We start from the raw sequence: 21,321 nt of genomic DNA on the forward strand, positions 1-21,321 counted from the left end.
TATAACTCCTTTTTGCTTGATACAAGAGATTCAAGAAAAGTGCCATAAAATATATTATAAAGTCGAGAGTTAATTTAAAAATATTTTTCTTGTCAAAATGATGAAGAGTTTATTTTCTGCCAAAAAGCCGTTCTATATCTGCCAATTTGAGTTCAATATAAGTAGGGCGTCCATGATTACATGTACTTGTATTAGGTATTGCCTCCATTTGCCGTAATAGTGTGTTCATTTCTTCGGGGCGTAAAAGGCGCCCTGACCGTATTGAGCCGTGACAGGCCATCGTTGCTGCAACATAATCAAGCATTTCTTTTAAATTATTTGTTGTATCATACTCAGCGGCCTCATCTGCGAGATCTTTAATAAGGGCTTGGACGTTGATCTCTCCTAACATGGAAGGTGTTTCACGCACAACAATTGCTCCTGGTCCAAATGGTTCTATTCCTAATCCAAATTTTTGCAAAGCATCTTTATGCGTTAAAAGACATGTTGCATCCTCTTCAGAGAGTTCTACAATTTCAGGAATAAGTAATAACTGTGAAGGAAGCGGTTTGGAATAAAGTGCATTTTTGAGTGCTTCATAAACCAGTCGTTCGTGAGCTGCATGCTGATCGACAATGATCAAACTATCTTGTGTTTGGGCGATAATATAGTTTTTATGGATTTGTGCTCTGGCCGCTCCTAATGGATAAGATAACTCTTCTGATGAAGATGTAGTGCTTGGAATGTATGCATCCCCACTTGGTGTATTTAAGCCCTCCATAATAGGAGCGGCATCTTCTTTTAAATCAAAAGAGCTAGTACTATCCAATGGTTTTTGGACCATTGAAGCGCTGGTAAAATGATGAGGCTGTGAACTGTAAGAAGAGGACAGGTGCGTGTTCTTAAAATTGCCTAATGGTTGTTGTGCCAATGATTGTTGTGTTTGAAATGCAGCAAGCATTGCTTCAGAACGGGTTGAGGTAGGACGAATACCAGATTGCTGCAATGCTTCACGAATAGCTCCAACAATCAAACCACGAATTAATCCTGGATCACGGAATCGTACATCAGCTTTGGCTGGGTGAACATTAACATCTACCTCAGCAGGTGGGAGATCAATAAAAAGAATAGCGACAGGATAACGATCTCGTGTCATGACATCAGCATAAGCACCTCGGATAGCGCCCCATAGAAACTTGTCACGCACGGGACGCCCATTAACATAAGCAAATTGATGAAGGCTGTTATTTCGGTTGAAAGATGGTAAACAGGCAAAACCTGTTAAGCGCACCGCTTCGCGTTCAGCATTCAGCGCAATGCTATTAGGGGCAAATTCTTTTCCCATAATTTGCGTAATACGTTGTAATTGTCCTTGAATATTATTTTCTGTAGCAGACAGTTCCATAGATGTTCTGTCTAATCCTGAAAGAGAAAAGCGGATATGTGGAAATGCAATAGCAATTCGCTTAATCATATCGCTAATAGCATTTGTTTCAGCCCGATCAGTTTTCATAAATTTTAATCGTGCCGGCGTGACAAAGAAAAGATCACGAACTTCAACAATTGTTCCAAGATTTGCAGCAGCTGGTTTGGGTCCTACAATTTTTCCTGCAGTAACGGAAATTTCAGCAGCGCTCTCAGCATCTTTTGTTCGTGAAATGAGTTTAAGTTTAGCAACAGAACCAATAGAGGGGAGGGCTTCTCCTCTAAATCCAAGGAAGCAGATATTGTGTACGTCATCGGTAATCTTTGAGGTACAATGGCGAGAAACTGCTAAAGTTAACTGATCTGCAGGAATTCCATAACCATTATCACTCACCTTTATAAAATTTTTTCCACCATTTGCTGTAATAATTTCGATGCGTGTTGCACCAGCATCAATAGCGTTTTCAACAAGTTCTTTGACAACATTTGCTGGTCGTTCAATAACTTCACCAGCGGCGATTTGATTAATAATATTTTCGCTAAGATGGCGTATAATCATAATAAATTCTAACAGGAATCTTAAGGGTTCTATAGAAAATTATGATAACATCATTTGCGCGACATTCAAGAACAAGAGAGCTGAGAGGTATTATTTTTACAATACCTCCTATTTTATTTTATGTTAACAAATCAGTTGGAAAAAACATAAAAATAGTTTTTATCACTTTAAAATAGCTTGCACCAATTTATCATCTAGGTCAAAAAAGAAACAATGTAGAAAGGGAAGGCAATATATATGGCGCGTATAAGCGGTATTTTAGCAGATAGTGATATACAAGCTTTGATTGAGAATAACTTTCTCAAGGCTCAGTCTCCATTTGATAGATCTCAAATACAACCAGCAAGTCTTGATCTTCGTTTAGGGGAGAAAGCTTATCGTATACGTGCTTCTTTTATGCCGGGTTCTGATACAAAAGTTTTGGATAAGCTTGAACGGTTAAAGTTGCATGAGTTTGATTTACGAGACGGAGCCGTTTTGGAAACGGGTTGTGTTTATATTGTTCCTCTTTTGGAAAGTTTAGCTTTACCAGAATTCTTATCTGCTGTTGCTAATCCCAAAAGTTCTACAGGCCGATTAGATATTTTTACACGTGTTATTACGGATAATGCTCAGGAGTTCGATAAAGTTTGTGCTGGTTATCATGGTCCACTTTATTTGGAAATTAGTCCACGCACATTTCCAATTTTGGTGCATACAGGCTCACATTTATCACAGCTTCGGTTTAGAAAAGGGCAAAGTTATTTAAATGAAATAGAGTTGCACACTTTGCAAAGGCAAGAAACACTGATATCGGATGATTTTCCTAATATTAGTGTTGGTGGTATTGGTCTTTCCATTAATTTAAAGGGAGACGAAAACGGGCTTATAGGTTATCGTGGTAAACATCATACAAGTGTTATTGATATTGATAAACGTGCTGTTGCCCACGTTTTAGATTTTTGGGAACCTCTTTTTGATCGTGGTCAGAGAGAGTTGGTTCTTGATCCTGATGAATTTTACATTTTAGTTTCACGAGAGTCTGTTCATGTGCCTCCGCTTTATGCCGCAGAAATGACTCCTTTTGATCCTTTAGTTGGTGAGTTTAGGGTGCATTATGCAGGCTTTTTTGATCCAGGATTTGGGCATAAGGAGGCGGGTGGAAAAGGAGCAAGAGCGGTTTTAGAAGTGCGGAGCCATGAAGTTCCTTTTATCTTAGAGCATGGTCAAATTATTGGCCGTTTGGTCTATGAGCATATGCTTAATCGACCATCAACCCTTTATGGACATGATGTTGGATCACATTATCAAGCACAGGGTTTAAAGTTGTCCAAGCATTTTAAATGAGTTGGGAACCACGAATTTTGATAACATGTATGCAGAAAGCGTATTTTAGATAAAAGAAAATTTTATCCTTCATAAAACCGGCACTATGCATTTTATTTTCAGTTTTCAAAGTTATGGTTTTGTATTTGAGAGGGTATGAGAGGCATTTTTACTTCTTTTTTTAAGAGGTTTTATCTATACAAACTCCATTTATGATGTGCAAAAGAATAGTTTTGGTTATTTCATCATGACAAAATCTAAAATGAAAGAATTTTACTATATTCAATATGTTATTCATATTTATTATTATAATAAATCAATAGGTTAATAAAATTCAATATAACAGTAGCGTATTCACTTTTCAAAGTAAATATGCGAGATTGGATGCTACACTTGGCGCCATTTTTCTAGAGCTTAAATGACCAGTATATTTTATTTCGTATAAAAATTATCCTTAAGAGCCAATAAATAAGTTTTTCACTACAGTTTAGTAACAATTTTTTTAAACATTGTTCTAATTTTAGTAACTCATTTATAGCCTCAAGATATAATATTGCTAGAAAATTATTCAATTAAATATGAAGAGCTTCTATTAGTATGAACATTAAAAGTTTTTTTATGCTTTATGTGAATTAGACACTGTATATTTTTATAAACTTTCATGAACAAGTAACAGGTCTCAGTTTTGAATATTGATATAAGAAGATTTATGGATGTATGCGACAGCTTTATTTACAGTATTAATAAAGGATTTTTTCATCTTTTGGGGGAGATTATGGTTTATACTTAATGACACTCTATATTCTTTAATAACTGATAATGTAAGGACCTTTGGAGGGAGAAACGACTTTAAATTATAACTAATTAAGCTACGGAGCAATCGCTTTCGAAGAGGTATTGGTTTAACGAGAGTATAACATTTCAATTGCACATGAACGATATATGAGTAGATACGTTATTAATGATACTACATACTGTGAGATTTTAAATTTGGATAAGAGAAATAAAGACGTTGTTTTTATCAATTAGTTTTTTTAGAAAGTTGCAATCTCTGTTGCTTCTATCTATTCAATAGAGCGTTTTGGGAGGATGTCGAATAGGTAGGTATACGGATTCGCTTTTATGCGTTTTAGGATGTCTTCTTTTTTTATTTAGGAACAATGGTGCCATCAATGATTATTTCTTCAACACTTGATTATCGTAAAGCAGCAAAGCGTCGTCTTCCTCCCTTTCTTTTTCACTATATTGATGGTGGGGCTTATGCTGAAGAAACGATGCGACGTAATTGTACAGAACTTCAAGCACTTGCACTGCGTCAAAGGATTCTAAGGCAAGTTGGTGAAGTTGATCTTTCAATCAAGCTTTTTGATCAGACACTTGATTTACCGATTGTACTTGCACCTGTTGGGCTAACGGGCATGTATGCACGTCGTGGAGAAGTAAAAGCAGCGCGTGCCGCAGCGGCAAAAGGGATTCCTTTTACTCTATCCTCTGTTTCAGTTTGTCCCATTGCGGAAGTACAAGAGGCGGTTGGAGATGTATTTTGGTTTCAACTTTATGTTCTCAAAGATCGCGGTTTCATGCGTGATGCACTAGAACGGGCTTGGTTGGCTGGTGTACGCACGTTGGTTTTTACAGTTGATATGCCAATTCCTGGTGCACGTTATCGTGATGCGCATTCGGGAATGTCTGGTCCTTATGCTGGTTTACGTCGTTTTTTACAAGCTTTGACTCATCCATATTGGGCTTGGAACGTTGGTGTTATGGGGCGCCCTCATGATCTTGGAAATGTCTCTACTTATCTCAAAAAGAAAATTGCATTGGATGATTACGTTGGTTGGCTTGGTGCAAATTTTGATCCATCAATTGGTTGGCATGATCTACAATGGATTCGCGATTTTTGGAAAGGAAAAATGATTTTGAAAGGTATTCTTGATCCAGAAGATGCGCGAGAAGCAGTAAAATTTGGTGCGGATGGTATTGTTGTTTCTAATCACGGCGGACGTCAGCTTGATGGTGTATTATCAACAACACGAGCGTTGCCTGCAATTGCGGATGCTGTAAAGGATCATTTGACTATTTTAGTGGACTCAGGTGTTCGTTCTGGTCTTGATGTTGTACGCATGATAGCACAAGGTGCGGATGCTGTTATGATTGGTCGTGCTTTTGTTTATGCGCTTGCAGCAGCAGGTAAGAAAGGTGTTATGCATCTCCTTGATCTTTTTGCTAATGAAATGCGGGTAGCTATGACACTGACCGGTACTCAGACAATCAAAGATATTACACGCAAAAGTTTAGTGAATATAGATGTTTTTAAGTAACGAAATCAATATGTTATACTTATTTTAGAAAAAGAAAGTCTTTTTATAGAGGAGCATAATTATATACTTTACAAATATGTTGATAGTTAAATTTAAATAGAAAAGATCAAGAAGCTCCTCTATAAAATCACAGAAAATACTAAGTGACTACAATAATATTAACGCAAAAATCTTAATAATAATAAACACAAGAAAAATACTAATAACATTGCATACATCTTTTATTTACGTTATTAACAGCTCATTCTATGGATAAAAAGGAACAAGCGCTGATATTAAAGGCAAAACAACTGTTGATATAGAAAAAATAGATATAAATAATGCTGTGAGCATTTTTCCCTCCTATATATAAAAACATAATATATTAATCACTCTTTTTCCACATTAGCATAAAATATAAACCTCATTTAGTTTTATTTTAATATAGAATAATATTAATTATGATATATAAATAAAATTATTAAAAATGTCAATATGTATTTATTATAACATTTAATTATAATAAAATTGGATCAATATAAATAATTTTTCTATAATATATATATTATTTATATTAATTTTATTGAATAATATATTATAAGGATATGATATTGTTTTTATGGAGTACGTTTTTAAGCAATGAAAAAAATACCTGTACTATCTTTAAAAAAAGCTGGTTTACTGAGAGCAAGACTGCGTGAATTAATGTGCTTTTCTTGCATACTCAATGATTTATGATGTTTTTGAACTGGCGAACATATTAGGAAGCAGTTGAATATTTTTTTGTATAGTATGTCATTTCTAACACTATTTATGTATTCTAGATTTATTTCATAATTTGTTAAAAATATCCAGTTTATTTTTATTACAGATGGGGTCGTTGTGTATTCATAATGATACAAATTGGCATAGAATGTTTTGTTCCATAATCGATTTAACAATTACATCTCCAAGCTTCTCCATGGATACTATGCTCTTCACAGACAACAACAGATTGGTGAGATTGGCATAACTCTAGCACAGATATATTATCTCAAAGTTGAATTGTTGGCACACTTGTAATTATTGGGATAACTTCATGTTTTTTGAAGCTCTTCAGTAATATAAGACAAATCTGAACAGTTTTTTCAGTAGCAAGTAAGAGAACATCTTTTCCTTTTTTTAACAGAAGTTTTGCTGATATCAATTTTTAAAGCATTTTTATGAATATTCATAACAGCACGCTTTCCTAAACCTATATAAACGGGTACAAGATTACTCAGATTAGCAGTTTCCATTTGATCTAATTACTACTCATAAGTAATTGAATAGTATTTACTTTATCGCTGAATAAAAAAGAAAAGTTTTTCTCTCTTTAAATAGATGATGGGTTGTCATCTAGCCAATAGGGATAGTTTGCGAGCAATTTGTTCGATGCAAGATAATTTAAATTGCAGTTACTTTTTATCACTTGAAGCTGTGAAAAGAAGGCTAAGATAGATGAAAGAATGTAAAAAATGATGGATACATTTTAGGATAAAAAATTATAATCCTGTTAATTCCACACCTGTTGCAGCTGATATTGGTGGCAAAAGAAATTTTACCAAAAAATTATCAAAATTATTGAGGACATTCCTCATGGCATGTAGACTAAACCTTTTTGTTGGTATGGGTGGGATTTTCTTTGAGCTGAAATTGATTCTATCCCCTGAAATCAGCAATAATCTCTCAGGTTATGGCGTAAACTTTTTGGGGATGTTTCAACACCACTATCGTCCTTTTATGAAAAATGTTAGCATTTCAGATAAGCAGCTGTGAGGAGTTTCAACGTTTAATACAGCGAGATCCAGAAACTCTCACGGATTTAGAACGGGCTTCAAGATTTTTATATTTACAGCGATTAAATTTTTGAGAGAAAGTAAATCGTCCGATGAGAGGTGAAACCCATCGTAGCGCGCGCGGGCTTAAGCCCTTCCAATTTGAAGGCGTGCTAAAACTTATTTTCCTCTGTTTAGCAGGTGTTAGCATTGAACATTTAAACTGGTCTATTTTTATTGTGCGTTATGATCGTCTAAAAATCTTGTTCTATCTTTTACCACTTTAATTGTGGTTCTGAAGGTTATAAAGAAAGGATTTTTATAAGCGAGAGGATTATCAGCCGATGTATAAGCTGTTTGCATAAATAAAGGGGAGTGTTTTGTCTTTAAGCAATATGCTAGAAATTCAAAAAACTTTAGTTAACTTCATAAAAGAGATTACACCATCTTATACAGATTGCTCTGCAAATAACACAATTGCTGGTAAGGAATGGGGCATCACCAATTTTGATTTCTAAAAAAGAAACAATACGTATTAAATAGCCTTTAACTTTACAGACTTTTTAAGAATCCTTTCAGAACCTTTTGAAAAAAGTGAATTGATAGAAGATTTTCTATCAAAATATAGCAACTTTTCTAACAAGTTACGAATAAATCTAAAAATATATATTAAATATAAAAAACAGTGCGATATGCGGGCTGTCTGGGCTTTAGAAATAAGAATCAAAGCGTATAAAGATGCATAGAGGTAAGATTGAGACATATCATTTTTATGATTCAATAAAAAAATTAAAGAAAAAATTCTATATCAAAAATTGAAGGTAGTTTAAAAGGTGGACGAGCAATGCATGGAAGGATGAGCGAGAAGGTGAATTAGGTGAGGGCGATTTATAGATTATCAGTATCTTTGTAAAAGTACCTTCTCAAGATAAATATTGTGATAAAGTAAGATTGTGGTTGAGTGTCGAAAAGATAATACGCGCTCTTAATTTTTCCGTTATACACATCAAAATAAACGCCATGAAAGGCACGGTCCTATTACAAACTTTCTCTAAGAGCAGTACATGAGTTTGCAAGATATTACAGTGATATTTTAAAAGAAGGATTTTATTTCAGGAAGAAATTGTCTTAAAATAGCAAAGCAATATTTTCCAAGAAATTGCCAGGCGAATTTTGAAAGTAAAAAAGCTAAGTTAAAAAATAAAAGCAAAAATGGTTGTTGGTTTTCTCTACTGGAGTTGCATGTTATTTCCCACATAGGAAATTTACCTATAGAAAAATTAACAGCCCAGATCATTCACAATGTGTTCCCGCCACTTTAGCATGAAAAAGCAGATATAGTGCGAAAGTATTTGCCTTATCGTCAACATCATTATTATAATTAGGAAGCTGAAGCAACGTCATTTACAAATCACATAGAGCATATACCATTATTCATTATATAGTTCCGTAGATTGCTTTTCTTCAAGCATGCCGGCTCCTAGATATTATTTTTGTTGAAAACAGAACCTTTGTGTATGATCAGTTCTTTGAACGACGATAGTAGTGCTATCCATAAAATCTTTTCTCATCTTCTTTTGATAAGATAACAAAGATGCTCTTAGAATACATCAATAGACACAATCATTTTACACAAATATAACTTGTTGAATCCTTTAGTTTCAACTCAGACGTCCCAGTCACTCTAATTAAATCCAATCGACCACCAGAGTGTTTTAATCCTTTAAGTGCTTTTACTTTCTAATCTGAATGTATCCACCTCTTTTAAATCTTTTCATTGATAGATGTTTCAGAGGAATTATATTTTATCACTTTATTTTCCGTTTATGTCTCCAACCACATAAACGTTCACCTTGTTCATTATGTTTTAAAATATCTCTCGCCAAATTTGGACTAATGACATTGATATCTTGTTGATTCAAATAAATTGGCAGCCATCCAATACAAGAAGTTCATTCATTCGTCGCGCAACTAGCTAGAAAGCTTAGTGCGCACATCAGCATCACTTTTCTATTAATTTCATTTTCTATCTCAAGCCGTGTTGTCGCTATCTTGAAAGCTTCCTTTGTTTGCTTTTGCTTCTCAACTTTTTTCCCAAGAAAAAAGGCTTTGACTAAAGCTATAAGAAAAGCTGCTATGATCGCTGACCTCACCGTCAGATATTTTTTTCCATATGAATAACGCTTTTGTCTTTTTCATATGAAGCATTTTGTGGGGTGTTCGGGTCCAATGGTATCACCTTTGTCTGGTGTTGTATTGGCTACGTTTCCAGCAGCGTCTTAAGCAAATCAATCAAGCTATTGAAATCTTTTTAGAGGCAATAGCACAAGAGACAAAAAAGATTTTGACAAAAAGCCGCTTGAAGATATAGGAAGTTCTCTCCTCCTAGCCCCCCAGCCCATTTACATAACATAAAAAAGAGAAAGGCAATGAAATGATATTTGATGATGGCGATAGATATGTAACAATCCGTGAATGTGCACAGCTTTTTAGTGTATCCACAACAACGATTCGCCATTAGATGCCTCAGGTGTATTTCCAAAGCCATGCAAGCTAGGGAGAGCAGTAAGGTGAAGGAAAAAAGAGATTTTAGCATTCACTGCAACGAAAAATAAGGAGAAAATAAGAACAAATTAGGTAAAATTATATAAACTGTAGAAGGTGGTCTAAAAGGTGGTCTAAAAATGGCTATTTAAAGAAAAAATCTATATATTTCAATATGTTTAAGAAGTAAAATGGTGCCGCATGCCGGATTCGAACCAGCGACCCCATCATTACGAATGATGTGCTCTACCAACTGAGCTAATGCGGCATAGGTTTGTAAGTCAATAAAACAAAACTAATTTGAGGGTAATAGCTAAAAGTACGTATAAAAGCAAGAATGCATTTTTTCAATAATTTATAAATATGATAATAATTTGAAGGAGAAGTATGTAAAAGTCAGAGGAAAGTATTCTTTGACCTTAATGCTATAAAATGCTTTCCAATTTAGATAACACTTAAATTAAGAAGCTGGGAATGTAGATCTTTAGGATGAAAAATGGTGTCACGATATCTTAGTAAAGATAAAAACATTTTCTGGTTCTTGAGAAAGAAATTTGTTGCATAAGTGATTGGGAAAATAAAGATCATCATAAACCCTTTATAATGTGCAAATAAGATGAGTAGAATTAGTTTAAAAGTTACTTCTCATTTTTATGGGAAGAAAAAGGGAGGAGGATTAATAAAATTAATCACGTTTTTTAATTTAAGAGGGAGTAAAAATCATGTCGGATGAAGATCGGCTGATAGAACTAGAAATGAAGCTAGCTTACCAAGAAAAATTCATTGAAGAACTTTCTCGAGAGGTAATTAATCAATGGAAAAGTTTGGATGAGATATCTAAAAAGTTGATATTTTAGCGAGACGATTTTCAGATTTAAAAGAACAGAGTGTTACTGAAGCTGTTATCTTACCATTTTCTCAATAGGGAGAAGGTGCTAAATATTTTTTATCATAATTGCAATTATTTACAGATGAGTTTTTATTTCACGCATTTTGTTAGACTTGTAGAATAATTTTTATAAGCTTCTTCATTAATTCTAATAAGTTCTAATCTTATAAGGAGAGCTGATATTAGAAGACGTTTTTTTACATGGGGTTTCTAGTACGAAAATTAAGAAAAGTTTTTGTAGAGTATAAAGAAGCAGCCATAGAAAAATATATGAACTGCAATATTTTAAGTTTTTTCTGTACAGAGTTTTCTTATAGGTGGGAGGTAGATTTATTCGCTAATTTTTTTTAAATTGATACAGATGAAGTGATGTTATCGTTATCTATAGAAATCATAAGTGAGCGTCTATATTTATAATAAAGCGTTTTAATTTGTTCTGATGATCAAGTGATTTTCAGTTGTTTTATAGAGTGAGGGGTTTTAAGCGACATAGATTATGTTATAGGACAGAGAGCTCTAGAAGTTTTTTTCAAGATCAAATGTACTCTTCGTTATATGTATATGATATTTTGTGAAAAGGCTTTTGTTTTTCGTAATTTAAGATACAAAATACTATTGCTAAAGCGCCAAAGATAGACCATGCGGGTAAATAAGTGAGAGTAATGCAAATTGAGGACAGAAAATCAGGCATTACCTTGCATAGAGATTGATTAAGGTGATAGATATCTGTTTGCAGAAGGTTTATTAAAATTTTATTAAAGGGGGTTGTTGTCCAATGTGATGTGATTACAGAGTGTGCGTTATCAATGACCAATGCTATAATGGTTAGTGTAACGAAAATGAAGGACATTAATTTAAATAAAGGGTGGAGCATATTTTTTCTTAAAACTTCAACGGGACATACGTATAATGCACAAAAAAATGAGGAGTTGCATTATGATGAGAAAATAAGTTTACGTTTGTTTTGTGTTTTTTGAAAGAGGTGCCTAATTTTTCAATAAAAGTTGAGGTTAAGTTCAACAAAAGTAGTGAGGCATGATGTCTGAAAAAAAGCACGAGGAATTGAAGCGTAGCCTTCAAAATCGCCATGTTCAAATGATTGCTTTGGGTGGCGTTATTGGGACGGGACTTTTTTATGGGTCAACCGAGGCAATTCAATTAGCTGGTCCCTCAGTTATTTTATCTTATCTTGTCGGCGGGCTTATTATGTATTTCATTATGCGAATGCTTGGTGAAATGTCAGTAGAAGAACCGTCTTCAGGAGCATTTAGTTTTTTTGCTTATAAATATTGGGGGAGATTAGCTGGTTTCATAACAGGTTGGAATTATTGGTTTCTTTATATTCTTGTGAGCATGGCTGAACTTACAGTGATAGGGTTTTACCTTGATCATTGGATTTTGATTGATCATTGGAAGACATCTTTCATTGTTCTTTTATTTGTTACATTTGTTAATTTGTTTAATGTTCGTTTTTATGGAGAATTTGAATTTGTTTGCGCTTTGATCAAAGTGGCTGCTGTTATTGGTATGATTATTTTGGGAATTTTTCTCATTGTCACTGGACTAGGGGAAAATCAAGCGAATATTCATTATCTTTGGGACCATGGCGGTTTTTTCCCTTATGGAGCAGTAGGGGTTGTTTTAGCAACTTCTGTAGTAATGTTTTCTTTTGGAGGAACGGAGCTTATTGGTATTGCTGCTGGAGAAGCATCTAATCCACAAAAAACAATTCCAGCGGCTATTCGTCAAGTTATGTGGAGGATTATAATTTTTTATATTGGTTCTATCAGCGTTATTATGATAATCAGCCCTTGGAATATGATTGGAAAAAATGGTAGTCCTTTTGTCACAATTTTCGAGACTATAGGAATTCCTGCTGCTGGTCATATTTTGAATTTTGTGGTGATTATGGCTGCTATTTCTGTTTACAATAGTGGCATTTATTCTAATGGCCGTATGCTTTATAGTTTAGCTGTACAAAAAAATGCACCACATATTTTTAGTAAACTGAGTGCTGCTCGTGTTCCTTATATTGCTATCCTTTTTTCATCATTATGTACGGCGTTGATTGTCGTTGTTAATGCTCTTGTTCCTGATAATAGTTTCATGCGGATCATGGCTCTTGCAACTGCAGCAGCAGTGATTACTTGGGCTATTATTGTTATTGTTCATTTGAAATTTCGCAATGCATATAAGAACAGAAAGGGCGATTTTATTTATGCATTTGGTTTATATCCTTACGCTAACTATCTTTGCCTCAGCTTTCTTGCTTTATTGTTTTGCATTATGTTTGTCAGTGGTTTTGGGCAAAATGGATTGATGACTCGACTTTTTGATATGATAGGAATAAGCGTGCCTTTTCTTGAAACATATATTCCTGTACAGATGCCTGATATGAGTTTGGCAGTCATTATTATTCCTCTATGGTGCTTGTTATTACTTTTAGGTTATAAACTGAAACGATAGAGAAAGAAGAGCTAATAAAAGGGATTGATTGGAATAAACTTTGGGGATTATAAAATTTGATGAGGTAACACAAGTTTTTGGTGATTTGTGTGTTTTAAGAAATATCACTGTACAGCTTACCGAAAGACGAATTGCTATTATAGGTGCGAATGGTTCTGGAAAAAGTACATTTGTTCGTCTTATTAATGGGCTCCAATTACCATCTCATGGTTTTGTAAGCGTTGATGGGCTTGATACCAAACGCGATGCAAAAGCAGTAAAGCGTAAAGTTGGATTTGTTTTTCAAAATCCAGATAATCAGATTGTTTTACCATTAGTTGAAGAGGACTTATCCTTTGGTCTCAAAAATTTAAAGCTTAATAAAGATGAAATTAAGGAGCGTGTAGATGAAATTTTACAGCGCTATGAACTTCAAGATTTCAGAAATCACGCTGTCCATTTATTAAGTGGTGGGCAAAAACAACTCGTTGCTATTTCCGGTGTAGTTGCAATGAAACCAGACTACATTATTTTTGATGAGCCGACGACATTACTTGATTTGCGAAATAAGCATCGCGTTACGCAAGTGATAGAAGAATTACCACAAACTGCAATAGTTGTATCGCATGATTTAGAGTTTTTGAAAAAGTTTGATAGAGTGCTGGTTTTTGATAAGGGGGAGATAGCAATTGATGATGTACCTTTTGTTGCTATAAAGGAGTATATAAGAAGAATGTCATGATCGGTTTATATATTCCGAGGGATACATTTATTCATAGGTTAAGGCCTGGAGTTAAGTTATTATTTCTTACGGCGTGTGGAACTTTTATAATAATGGTTTCTTCCATAGCGCTTCTTGGTTTATTTTTGTTGTTTGTCATCTTATTCTATAGAGTCGCCAAGATCCCTTTCAAAACTGTGATAAAGCAATTTAAATCGATGGGATTGCTTTTAGTTCTTCTATTTGTATTTCAAACTATTTTTAGTGGTTGGCTTACGGGGGTTGAGGTCATATTACGTCTTGTTATCCTCTTTTCTTTATCATCAGTTATTTCATTCACAACAAAAGTGTCAGATATGGTGGATGCAATTGAAGCAGGCCTCCAGCCCTTTCGTTGTTTTGGTATAAATCCATCAAAAGTGAGTATGGTTATCTCTATGGCGATCAGGTTTATTCCTCTTTTGAGTGAAAAGTTTAATGAGGTACATGAAGCACAGCAAGCACGGGGACTTAATACTAACATTGTTGCTCTTGCGATACCTTTAATTATACGGACCATAAGAATGGCGTCAGAAGTGGCTGAAGCATTGGAAGCGCGTTCTTATGATGCTGATACTATTGATACAGCATCTCGTAATAATCAGAGTTTTTATAGTAAAAGAAGAATTAAATGAATACAAAAGATTTAGTTTATATTGCTTTATTTGCCGCTATTTATGCTATTTTGGGCCTTTTCCCTTCTATTTATCTTCCTTTTCTTCTAGGGGTACCTGTTACAGCTCAATCGATGGGACCGATGCTAGCAGGGTCTATACTTGGGGCAAAAAGGGGTGCTTTAGCGTCACTCCTTTTTCTTGTTCTTGTTGCGATTGGATTACCTCTGTTGTCTGGTGGTCGTGGTGGAATCAGTGTCTTTTCAGGGATTGCAAGTGGTTATTTAATAGGTTTTCCATTTGCCGCATTTTTTATTGGTTTAATGGTAGAGTTGTTTTGGCAGCGGTTAAATTTTATAACATTATTTATGATAAATACTTTTGGTGGCATTGGGATAGTTTATTCTTTTGGGGTTCCATGGACAGCGTATATGACCAAAGTTTCTTTACTGAATGTTTTAATGGCTTCATCAGTTTTTTTGATAGGCGATTGTTTAAAAGCGTTGATTGCATCCTTTATTGCACTCGCGATTAAAAGATCTGTTCCTCTCATGCATTCAAAGCATAATAACTAAAATAAATGTATTATTTTGTTATGCTGTTGTTATATAATATTCGTATATCACTATTATTGAATTTAACTATAGTAATTTATGATATAATTAAACATTGTAGAATCTAATATGATTTATATAAGTAATATTATTAAAATAAATTATTATAATATTTTTCTCTATATCTAAGGCATTTAAAGTGTACTTTTATAAATCTGATACTTTTTATTAATTGTACAACAATAACGAAAGCTTTTCCCTAGTGAAGGAATAATTCAGTGAATACAAAAGATTTGGTTTATATTGCTTTATTTGCCGCTATTTACGCTATTTTGAGTCTTTTTCCTCCTATTTATCTTCCTTTTTTGCTGGGTGTCCCTATTACAGCTCAGTCTATGGCTCCGATGTTAGCAGGCTCTATACTTGGAGCAAAAAGGGGAGCGTTAGCATCACTTCTTTTCCTTGTTCTTATTGCAATTGGGTTACCTCTATTGCCTAGTGGTCGTGGTGGAATTAGTGTTTTTTCAGGAGTTACGAGTGGTTATCTGATTAGTTTTCCATTTGCTGCATTTTTTATTGGCTTTATGGTAGAATTGTTTTGGCAGCGGTTAAATTTTATAATATTATTTATGATAAATACTGTGGGTGGCATTGGGATAGTCTATTCTTTTGGAATACCATGGGTAGCGTATATGACACAGGTTCCTTTGCTGACAGTTTTAATAAGTTCATTAGGTTTTTTTGTTAGTGGTTTCTTGAAAGTGCTGATTGCATCCTTTGTAGCGTTGACCATAAAAAAAACCGTTCCTCTCATTCATTCGGAAAAAGGGGCAGTTTTGTACTGAAGAACAAGTTTTTCCAAATGTATGTAGATTAAAAAGCACCACGGAATACCATTTCGTTTTGTCTACTTTTTATTGGTATTTTTATCTGCATAGCTCTCAGAGGTAGCCATACGAAAATTGAATATTTCGACACCAAAATTCTTTTTTCTTTCAGGAGCAGCCCCTAAATAGCCAATTAATATCATTTTATTCAACAGGCTTGTAAGTTTTATTCGATTTGCATATTATATGCATAAAGCCTTAGAATAATTTATTATTTTTTTAATATTTTTAGTTAATTAATCACTAATTTTAAAAGTGTTAAATTATATTAATTGTATAAAAACATGGATAATTTAGTGTTCATCTAAAAACTCTTGATGTATATAGTGCCCTTATAAATGTATTAATATAAGGTATAAAAATGAGATTTGAATGGAATGAAGCTAAAACAAAAAGTAATCTTAGAAAGCACCGTGTAAAGTTTTGAAATAGCTGCATATGTTTTTTCTGATCCATTCTCCATGGCTAAACAAGACCGTATTGAAAATGGAGAGTATGGTTAGCAAGCTTTATGGCTCATGGATGTTTTTTTATTACTATTCGTAGCGCATATTGTCCATGACGATAAAAATGGCATAGAGGTAATCCGTATTATTTCAGCACGGCGAGCCAATTTGAAAGAGAGGAAACTTTATAAAGAAGAAAGTTCGTTATAAAATTGAGGTAGGTAACTTATCACCTTTGACAGATAAACAGAGAGTTGAAGTTGATAAACTGGCTGTAATGCCGGACAATGCAATTGATTATAGAGATATTCCGTCACTCAATGATGCGTTCTGGAAAAATGCCGTTCGCAATCCATTCTATAAACCACCCAAAACTGTTACAACAGTGCGTGTGGATTCAGACGTTCTAGCGTGACTTTAAAAGTCAAGGGAAAGGATATCAAATGCGTATTAACACCATTTTACGTGATACTATGCTTCGTTCAATGCACTGATTTCTCCTCCACTTAAAAGCCGGGAAGGGGGAGCCCATATTCTAAAAATCTAAGCAGCTTTCACTGCAGAGTTCTCTAAAATTCGTATTGCTTTTGCAATTAAAATTGTATAGCTTCGATCTTTAACTAACTAATTCTAAACAATACAATATATTTTGGATACACCACCTTCTCGTGGCCACTAAGATAACTTGGGAAGCACCTGCCATCTGATAAGACTATAGACATTGTAATTATGTTAACTTTATGAATACCATTAACTTTTTTTCTTATAAATATAAAATAGATCCAGCCTCAGAATTAGTTAATATCAATGATGCTGATAAATTTTTATAGGAAAGAAGATACGATTTAAACTGTGATAATCAATGTGCTACTTTAATAATCGAAAATTTTTCTGTGAACTCGAAGATCTGCTATTGGATTTATGTTTTAACGGGAGAAAATAGTCCTTATAATCCTGAAGTTATTGATTCTGAAAACGACTTTCAGAATATTCCTAACCCACGTTCTAAAAATCAGATTGAACAGAATAAGCAATATTTTGGAATTTTGATTCCTATAGAGTTAACTCTTTTTTCTTCAAATAAAGAGTTAAACAAATTCTTGCAGCTACACTACAAAAAATCTTTTCCCCCGAAAACGATTGATATCTCACCTGATATTGTTGGTAAGGAAGAGTTCGAAAAAAAATTGCTTTTAATTAAAGAAATAAAACTGAAATATACACAACCAAAACAATTAGATTTTTTTGCAATGCAATCAGAAGACAACTTGCTAAAGATGGCTAAACTTTTGTTAGGTGAATTTCCCACGGATGATTATTCTGAAATGGAACTTGACTTGGGTATCAAATTTAAAGAAAAAAATAATTTAAAGAATTATTTTTTGAATCTTTTTAAAAAATATAAATTAAATCCAGCATTTAAAAACATAAGTTTTGTTGGAAAGACACATAATAATTTTGATATAATCTTTAATACTGAAACTTTTCAACATAAATTTGCTATTAAAACAAGTAAAAATGATAATGGTATGTATAATGAAGGTCATATAAAAGAAAAATTAAATCATGAAATCGTAAGTTTTACTGTATCTCTTTAATAGAGCACTGTAGCGTGTAAATAGATATATTTATTAAACTGCGTGTACGCAACATAAGGAAGAATACACAGACTAAAAAAGTACCAAATTATAATATTTGAATATCCAAGAGCAATATCTAAGTACCAAAGTACGGTATCCAATGAAAAAGAAAACTTGTGCTCCACGTACTTAGAAATGACAGGCAAAGAAACAGTTTCTTTATAACTACTTGGGAAAATTAAAACGACAAGCGCTAAAATTATTAACTTTAGGAGACTGTGCATATACTGATGTAACTCACATGTTAATCTCTTCCAACCTGTTGTATTGCCGCATTTATATTGTGGGTTGTTTTGCAACTCAGAAGGGATATTAGAATTGCATAAAATTGCAAAAACAGTTGTTACGATCACCAAAGAAATAGACGCGAATGTCAAAATACCCTGAATAAAGTCAAGATTTTTTCTTATTCCTAAAAAACATACAAATATAAAAATTATAACGCCAAACAAGGCTTTTCTCTTCTTATCTGTAAACATATTTATTTCCTGTGAAAAAATTATGATCTCAATTTCTTAAATTATTTTCTGATATAAAAACACAAACTACCTTTTAGTCTTTTTAGCATTTGCTTTTCTTTTAATAGCAATGTCTTCTATTGCATCCAGTTGCTTTTAATATTTTAGTTAACCTCGTCTATGATTTATCTATAGTTGATGATAGCTTTAAACACAGAGCTCCATAATCCCAAACTCTTGCTTGCATTTTGATACCCAAATCCACCTTTCAACAAAGCCCATCGCACTGGCAACCCTTTCATACAGATTAAAGAAAAGCTCTGTTATTTCAAAAGTACACGAAAGGGAATCATAATTGCCGCAACATTTTTTGAGCTGATGCTGGCTACTCATGTTTTAAAAAACAAATATTTTGAAATTCGCGTATCCTAAAATCCTTAATTTGTATTAATGGATTTATTTACTTTATAAATTTGATACTATAGAGCTATTTTAGCTTCTAGAAATATATTGTACATTAAAAAAACTTTTTAATCACTCTTTAAATGCATATCCAATCCAAAAATGATCAGCACTTTTCACTATTTTGCTACTTTTTAGAAATCTATTTTAAACTCTCCTATCATTAGTTCATGAAGAGTTTTGGTGCGTGAAAGAAGGTCTTTTTCAATCTCTTCACAATACTTAGAAAAATCTGTTGCTCTTGGAATGATTTTTTTAGACATGCTTTCTACGTTGCTCTGCAAAATGCGTTTTAAGGACTCTTTCAAAATCAATAAGGAAATACCTTTGAGTTCAGTTTGATAAGCTTGAGAAGAGGTATTATAGTCCATATATTTTCGCGTGTGGAAGCTACCACAAGAGAACAAGCGAAAAGTATTAGAGATATCATCATTTGAAGCTTTTACAGCAATAAACCTGTGAAGCCATATGCAAGTCTCAAGTGCATTTTCTTCATTCGGTTTTTGTTTTTAATTTTCCATACGACACACGGCTATTTCAGGCTATTACTTTGGGTTGATTAAGATTTGTAAGGAAAGTTGATTGGCAAGCAGTTAAGGCTGAATTTAAAGACTGGGATTATAAAGCCCAAGGGCTGACAGAAGCCGGTGCGGCTCTCGTGGCCTTGGCTGTCACGGCGGTTACGGGCGGAGCAGCCTCGGGCGCTGCTAGTGCCATTACCGGTGCATTGGGGCTTGGCTCGAGCACCGCCATGAATGCGGTGATACAGGCAGGTGTCCAAGCATTGATTGACAAAAGCGCTGTGGCTTTTGTCAATAATCGCGGCAATATTGCCGGCGCCTTGCATGAGCTTGGCTCTTCAAAGAATGTTCCCAGCATTGTCTCATCGATGTTAATGGCGGGCTTAACCAGTCAAATAACGGAAATGGCAGGTGTTGGACAATCTTTGCCAAAAACCGCTCCTTTTGTCGATCGTATCGCCATTGAAGCGAAAAAGAACTTGATAAAAGCCGCCATTGGCACGAGCGTTCAAACGGCTCTTGAGGGTGGCTCTCTTGACAAGAACTTTTTTAACAATCTGCGCATCGCCCTGTCTGATACGGTTGGCAAATCGTTGGCAGAAGAAATCGGTACCGCCAAGGCAGAAGGCAAAATAGACACGGTCACGCAGATCGTTGCCCACGCTGGTCTTGGCTGCTTAAAAGGCGCTGTTGCGAGCGGCGCTTGCTCTGCCGGTGCTATCGGCGGGGCTGTGGGCGAAGCCACTGCTATGCTTCAGTTTCAATTGTGGTCCCCCAATTTTATACAAAAAGAAATAGCAGCATTGGATGGTCGTATTCCAACGGCAGAAGAACAAGCGCGTATAAATGCAAAGATTGAAGCACAGTTTGCTGACTTTAGCGATCACACCATTGATGTCGCACGGGCTGTGGGGGGCTTTGCTGCTGCCCTTGCTGGTGGTGATGTCAATAAATACTGGCGCGGATGCTGCTGGAAATGCTGCGGAGAATAATTTTCTTCCTGCGGTAGCAGCATTAGCAGCATTCATTGTGTCGCTTACACCAGAAGAGTTGGCAGCTCTGTCTCTTTTTATGGCTGGCGGAGCAACTGTTGTTGGATCCTCTAGCAATAAGACGGCTATAACGGATTTCTTTGGCTATTTGTTTGCATTGAAAAATGCAGAAGAAGACAGCGAAAAAACAAACCAAAACTCAAAAGAAGAAAAAAATAAAAATTCTCAAACGGGCAATGAAAATCCACAAAACAATAATGATGATAATGATGGAAAGGGTAACATATTTGGACAAGTCAGGAAGCATCATGATAAAAAACGCGATGAGAAAAAACAAGAATTAAATGATGAAGGATGTAGAACATGCAAAACAGAAATAGTATTCAAAACTAAGACGGATAAGGGGGTAGTAAGATCTCGTGCGGATATCGTTTATATAGAGAATAGTAAAATAAAAATTGGCGAGGTAAAAACGGGGAAGAATGCTAAATTAAGTGAACAACAAAAGATTTTGAAAGAGGCATATAAAGAAGGAAATGCTGAGTCCACAAAAGGAAAATTTATAAAATTTTTTAAAGAGAACAAAGAGTTCTTAGAGGCATATCAAGAATCTTTCAAAGATTTTAAAGGAAGTGGCAAAGAATTAAACCAAGCTAGTAAAAAATGGGTTAAAGAACAATTGAGTAATAAGTTAGACAAAACAGACATTAACGTTTTTCATTATCTAGGACTTTTTGAATGAAAG

Annotated in this window: 13 protein-coding genes, 1 tRNA gene and 6 pseudogenes; 15 read left to right on the plus strand and 5 right to left on the minus strand. The window is 34.4% G+C overall.

The annotated features are described in order from the left end of the window. Window positions 1–109 precede the first annotated feature (109 nt). Window positions 110–1,963 carry a DNA mismatch repair endonuclease MutL gene (gene mutL / locus ACFIK0_RS07130; protein ID WP_375660142.1) on the minus strand — a complete coding sequence of 618 codons (1,854 nt, stop codon included), beginning with the start codon at window positions 1,961–1,963 and terminating at the stop codon, window positions 110–112. Between the two features lie 237 nt (window positions 1,964–2,200). On the opposite strand from mutL, the gene ACFIK0_RS07135 reads away from it, so the two are divergent. The 3 genes and pseudogenes from ACFIK0_RS07135 to ACFIK0_RS07145 form a co-directional block, all read left to right on the plus strand. Continuing rightward, window positions 2,201–3,289: a 2'-deoxycytidine 5'-triphosphate deaminase gene (locus ACFIK0_RS07135; protein WP_375663716.1), complete on the plus strand. Its 1,089-nt coding sequence runs from the start codon at window positions 2,201–2,203 to the stop codon at window positions 3,287–3,289. A 1,151-nt stretch (window positions 3,290–4,440) separates the two neighbouring features. After that, a complete protein-coding gene (gene lldD / locus ACFIK0_RS07140; protein WP_375663717.1) occupies window positions 4,441–5,589 on the plus strand; it encodes an FMN-dependent L-lactate dehydrogenase LldD in 1,149 nt (382 codons plus the stop codon). A 2,652-nt stretch (window positions 5,590–8,241) separates the two neighbouring features. Continuing rightward, window positions 8,242–8,683: pseudogene (locus ACFIK0_RS07145) on the plus strand (integrase); the annotation flags it as partial. 652 nt (window positions 8,684–9,335) lie between these two features. Here ACFIK0_RS07145 and ACFIK0_RS07150 read toward each other — a convergent pair. Continuing rightward, window positions 9,336–9,523: pseudogene (locus ACFIK0_RS07150) on the minus strand (hypothetical protein). Between the two features lie 275 nt (window positions 9,524–9,798). Between ACFIK0_RS07150 and ACFIK0_RS07155 the strand changes: the two are divergent. Then, window positions 9,799–10,001, plus strand: a pseudogene (locus ACFIK0_RS07155) (helix-turn-helix transcriptional regulator). A 99-nt stretch (window positions 10,002–10,100) separates the two neighbouring features. On the opposite strand, the gene ACFIK0_RS07160 reads toward ACFIK0_RS07155, so the two are convergent. Beyond that, window positions 10,101–10,176: transfer RNA gene (locus tag ACFIK0_RS07160), tRNA-Thr, on the minus strand. Window positions 10,177–10,630: 454 nt separating this feature from the next. On the opposite strand from ACFIK0_RS07160, the gene ACFIK0_RS07165 reads away from it, so the two are divergent. The 6 genes from ACFIK0_RS07165 to ACFIK0_RS07190 all read left to right on the plus strand — a co-directional run bounded on the left by ACFIK0_RS07165 (window position 10,631) and on the right by ACFIK0_RS07190 (window position 16,015). Continuing rightward, window positions 10,631–10,765, plus strand: a complete 135-nt coding sequence (locus tag ACFIK0_RS07165; RefSeq protein ID WP_273790429.1) for a SlyX family protein — start codon at window positions 10,631–10,633, stop codon at window positions 10,763–10,765. A 1,070-nt stretch (window positions 10,766–11,835) separates the two neighbouring features. Beyond that, window positions 11,836–13,263, plus strand: a complete 1,428-nt coding sequence (locus tag ACFIK0_RS07170; RefSeq protein ID WP_375631049.1) for an amino acid permease — start codon at window positions 11,836–11,838, stop codon at window positions 13,261–13,263. 40 nt (window positions 13,264–13,303) lie between these two features. Beyond that, window positions 13,304–13,984: an energy-coupling factor ABC transporter ATP-binding protein gene (locus ACFIK0_RS07175; RefSeq protein WP_273790432.1), complete on the plus strand. Its 681-nt coding sequence runs from the start codon at window positions 13,304–13,306 to the stop codon at window positions 13,982–13,984. Beyond that, window positions 13,981–14,637 (plus strand): energy-coupling factor transporter transmembrane protein EcfT, encoded by a 657-nt coding sequence (locus ACFIK0_RS07180; protein ID WP_273790433.1) that lies wholly within the window; start codon window positions 13,981–13,983, stop codon window positions 14,635–14,637. The genes ACFIK0_RS07175 and ACFIK0_RS07180 overlap by 4 nt, the downstream gene beginning before the upstream one ends. Beyond that, entirely contained in the window at window positions 14,634–15,191 is a 558-nt protein-coding gene (locus ACFIK0_RS07185) for a biotin transporter BioY (RefSeq protein ID WP_273790434.1), read from the plus strand. Before ACFIK0_RS07180 ends, ACFIK0_RS07185 begins: the two co-directional genes overlap by 4 nt. Window positions 15,192–15,448: 257 nt before the next feature. Next, the gene (locus tag ACFIK0_RS07190) at window positions 15,449–16,015 is read left to right on the plus strand and encodes a biotin transporter BioY (RefSeq protein WP_375637500.1); all 567 of its coding nucleotides are present in this window, start codon (window positions 15,449–15,451) and stop codon (window positions 16,013–16,015) included. Window positions 16,016–16,036: 21 nt separating this feature from the next. On the opposite strand, the pseudogene ACFIK0_RS07195 reads toward ACFIK0_RS07190, so the two are convergent. Then, window positions 16,037–16,212: pseudogene (locus tag ACFIK0_RS07195) on the minus strand (single-stranded DNA-binding protein); the annotation flags it as partial. Between the two features lie 363 nt (window positions 16,213–16,575). Between ACFIK0_RS07195 and ACFIK0_RS07200 the strand changes: the two are divergent. The 4 genes from ACFIK0_RS07200 (at window position 16,576) to ACFIK0_RS07215 (ending at window position 18,101) form a co-directional block, all read left to right on the plus strand. Then, the gene (locus ACFIK0_RS07200; RefSeq protein ID WP_375637499.1) at window positions 16,576–16,713 is read left to right on the plus strand and encodes a hypothetical protein; all 138 of its coding nucleotides are present in this window, start codon (window positions 16,576–16,578) and stop codon (window positions 16,711–16,713) included. 25 nt (window positions 16,714–16,738) lie between these two features. Then, a complete protein-coding gene (locus ACFIK0_RS07205) occupies window positions 16,739–16,918 on the plus strand; it encodes a hypothetical protein (protein WP_375663718.1) in 180 nt (59 codons plus the stop codon). Window positions 16,919–16,946: 28 nt separating this feature from the next. Beyond that, complete coding sequence (locus ACFIK0_RS07210) at window positions 16,947–16,997, plus strand: hypothetical protein (protein WP_375663723.1); 51 nt, start codon at window positions 16,947–16,949, stop codon at window positions 16,995–16,997. A 399-nt stretch (window positions 16,998–17,396) separates the two neighbouring features. Beyond that, complete coding sequence (locus ACFIK0_RS07215) at window positions 17,397–18,101, plus strand: hypothetical protein (RefSeq protein WP_375663719.1); 705 nt, start codon at window positions 17,397–17,399, stop codon at window positions 18,099–18,101. Here ACFIK0_RS07215 and ACFIK0_RS07220 read toward each other — a convergent pair. Continuing rightward, window positions 18,085–18,622 (minus strand): annotated as a pseudogene (locus tag ACFIK0_RS07220) (hypothetical protein). The gene ACFIK0_RS07215 and the pseudogene ACFIK0_RS07220 overlap by 17 nt on opposite strands. Before the next feature lie 1,012 nt (window positions 18,623–19,634). Between ACFIK0_RS07220 and ACFIK0_RS07225 the strand changes: the two are divergent. Next, window positions 19,635–21,318, plus strand: a pseudogene (locus tag ACFIK0_RS07225) (DUF637 domain-containing protein); the annotation flags it as partial. Window positions 21,319–21,321: the final 3 nt, after the last annotated feature.

Source organism: Bartonella sp. CL63NXGY (assembly GCF_042194905.1).
Taxonomy (GTDB): domain Bacteria; phylum Pseudomonadota; class Alphaproteobacteria; order Rhizobiales; family Rhizobiaceae; genus Bartonella.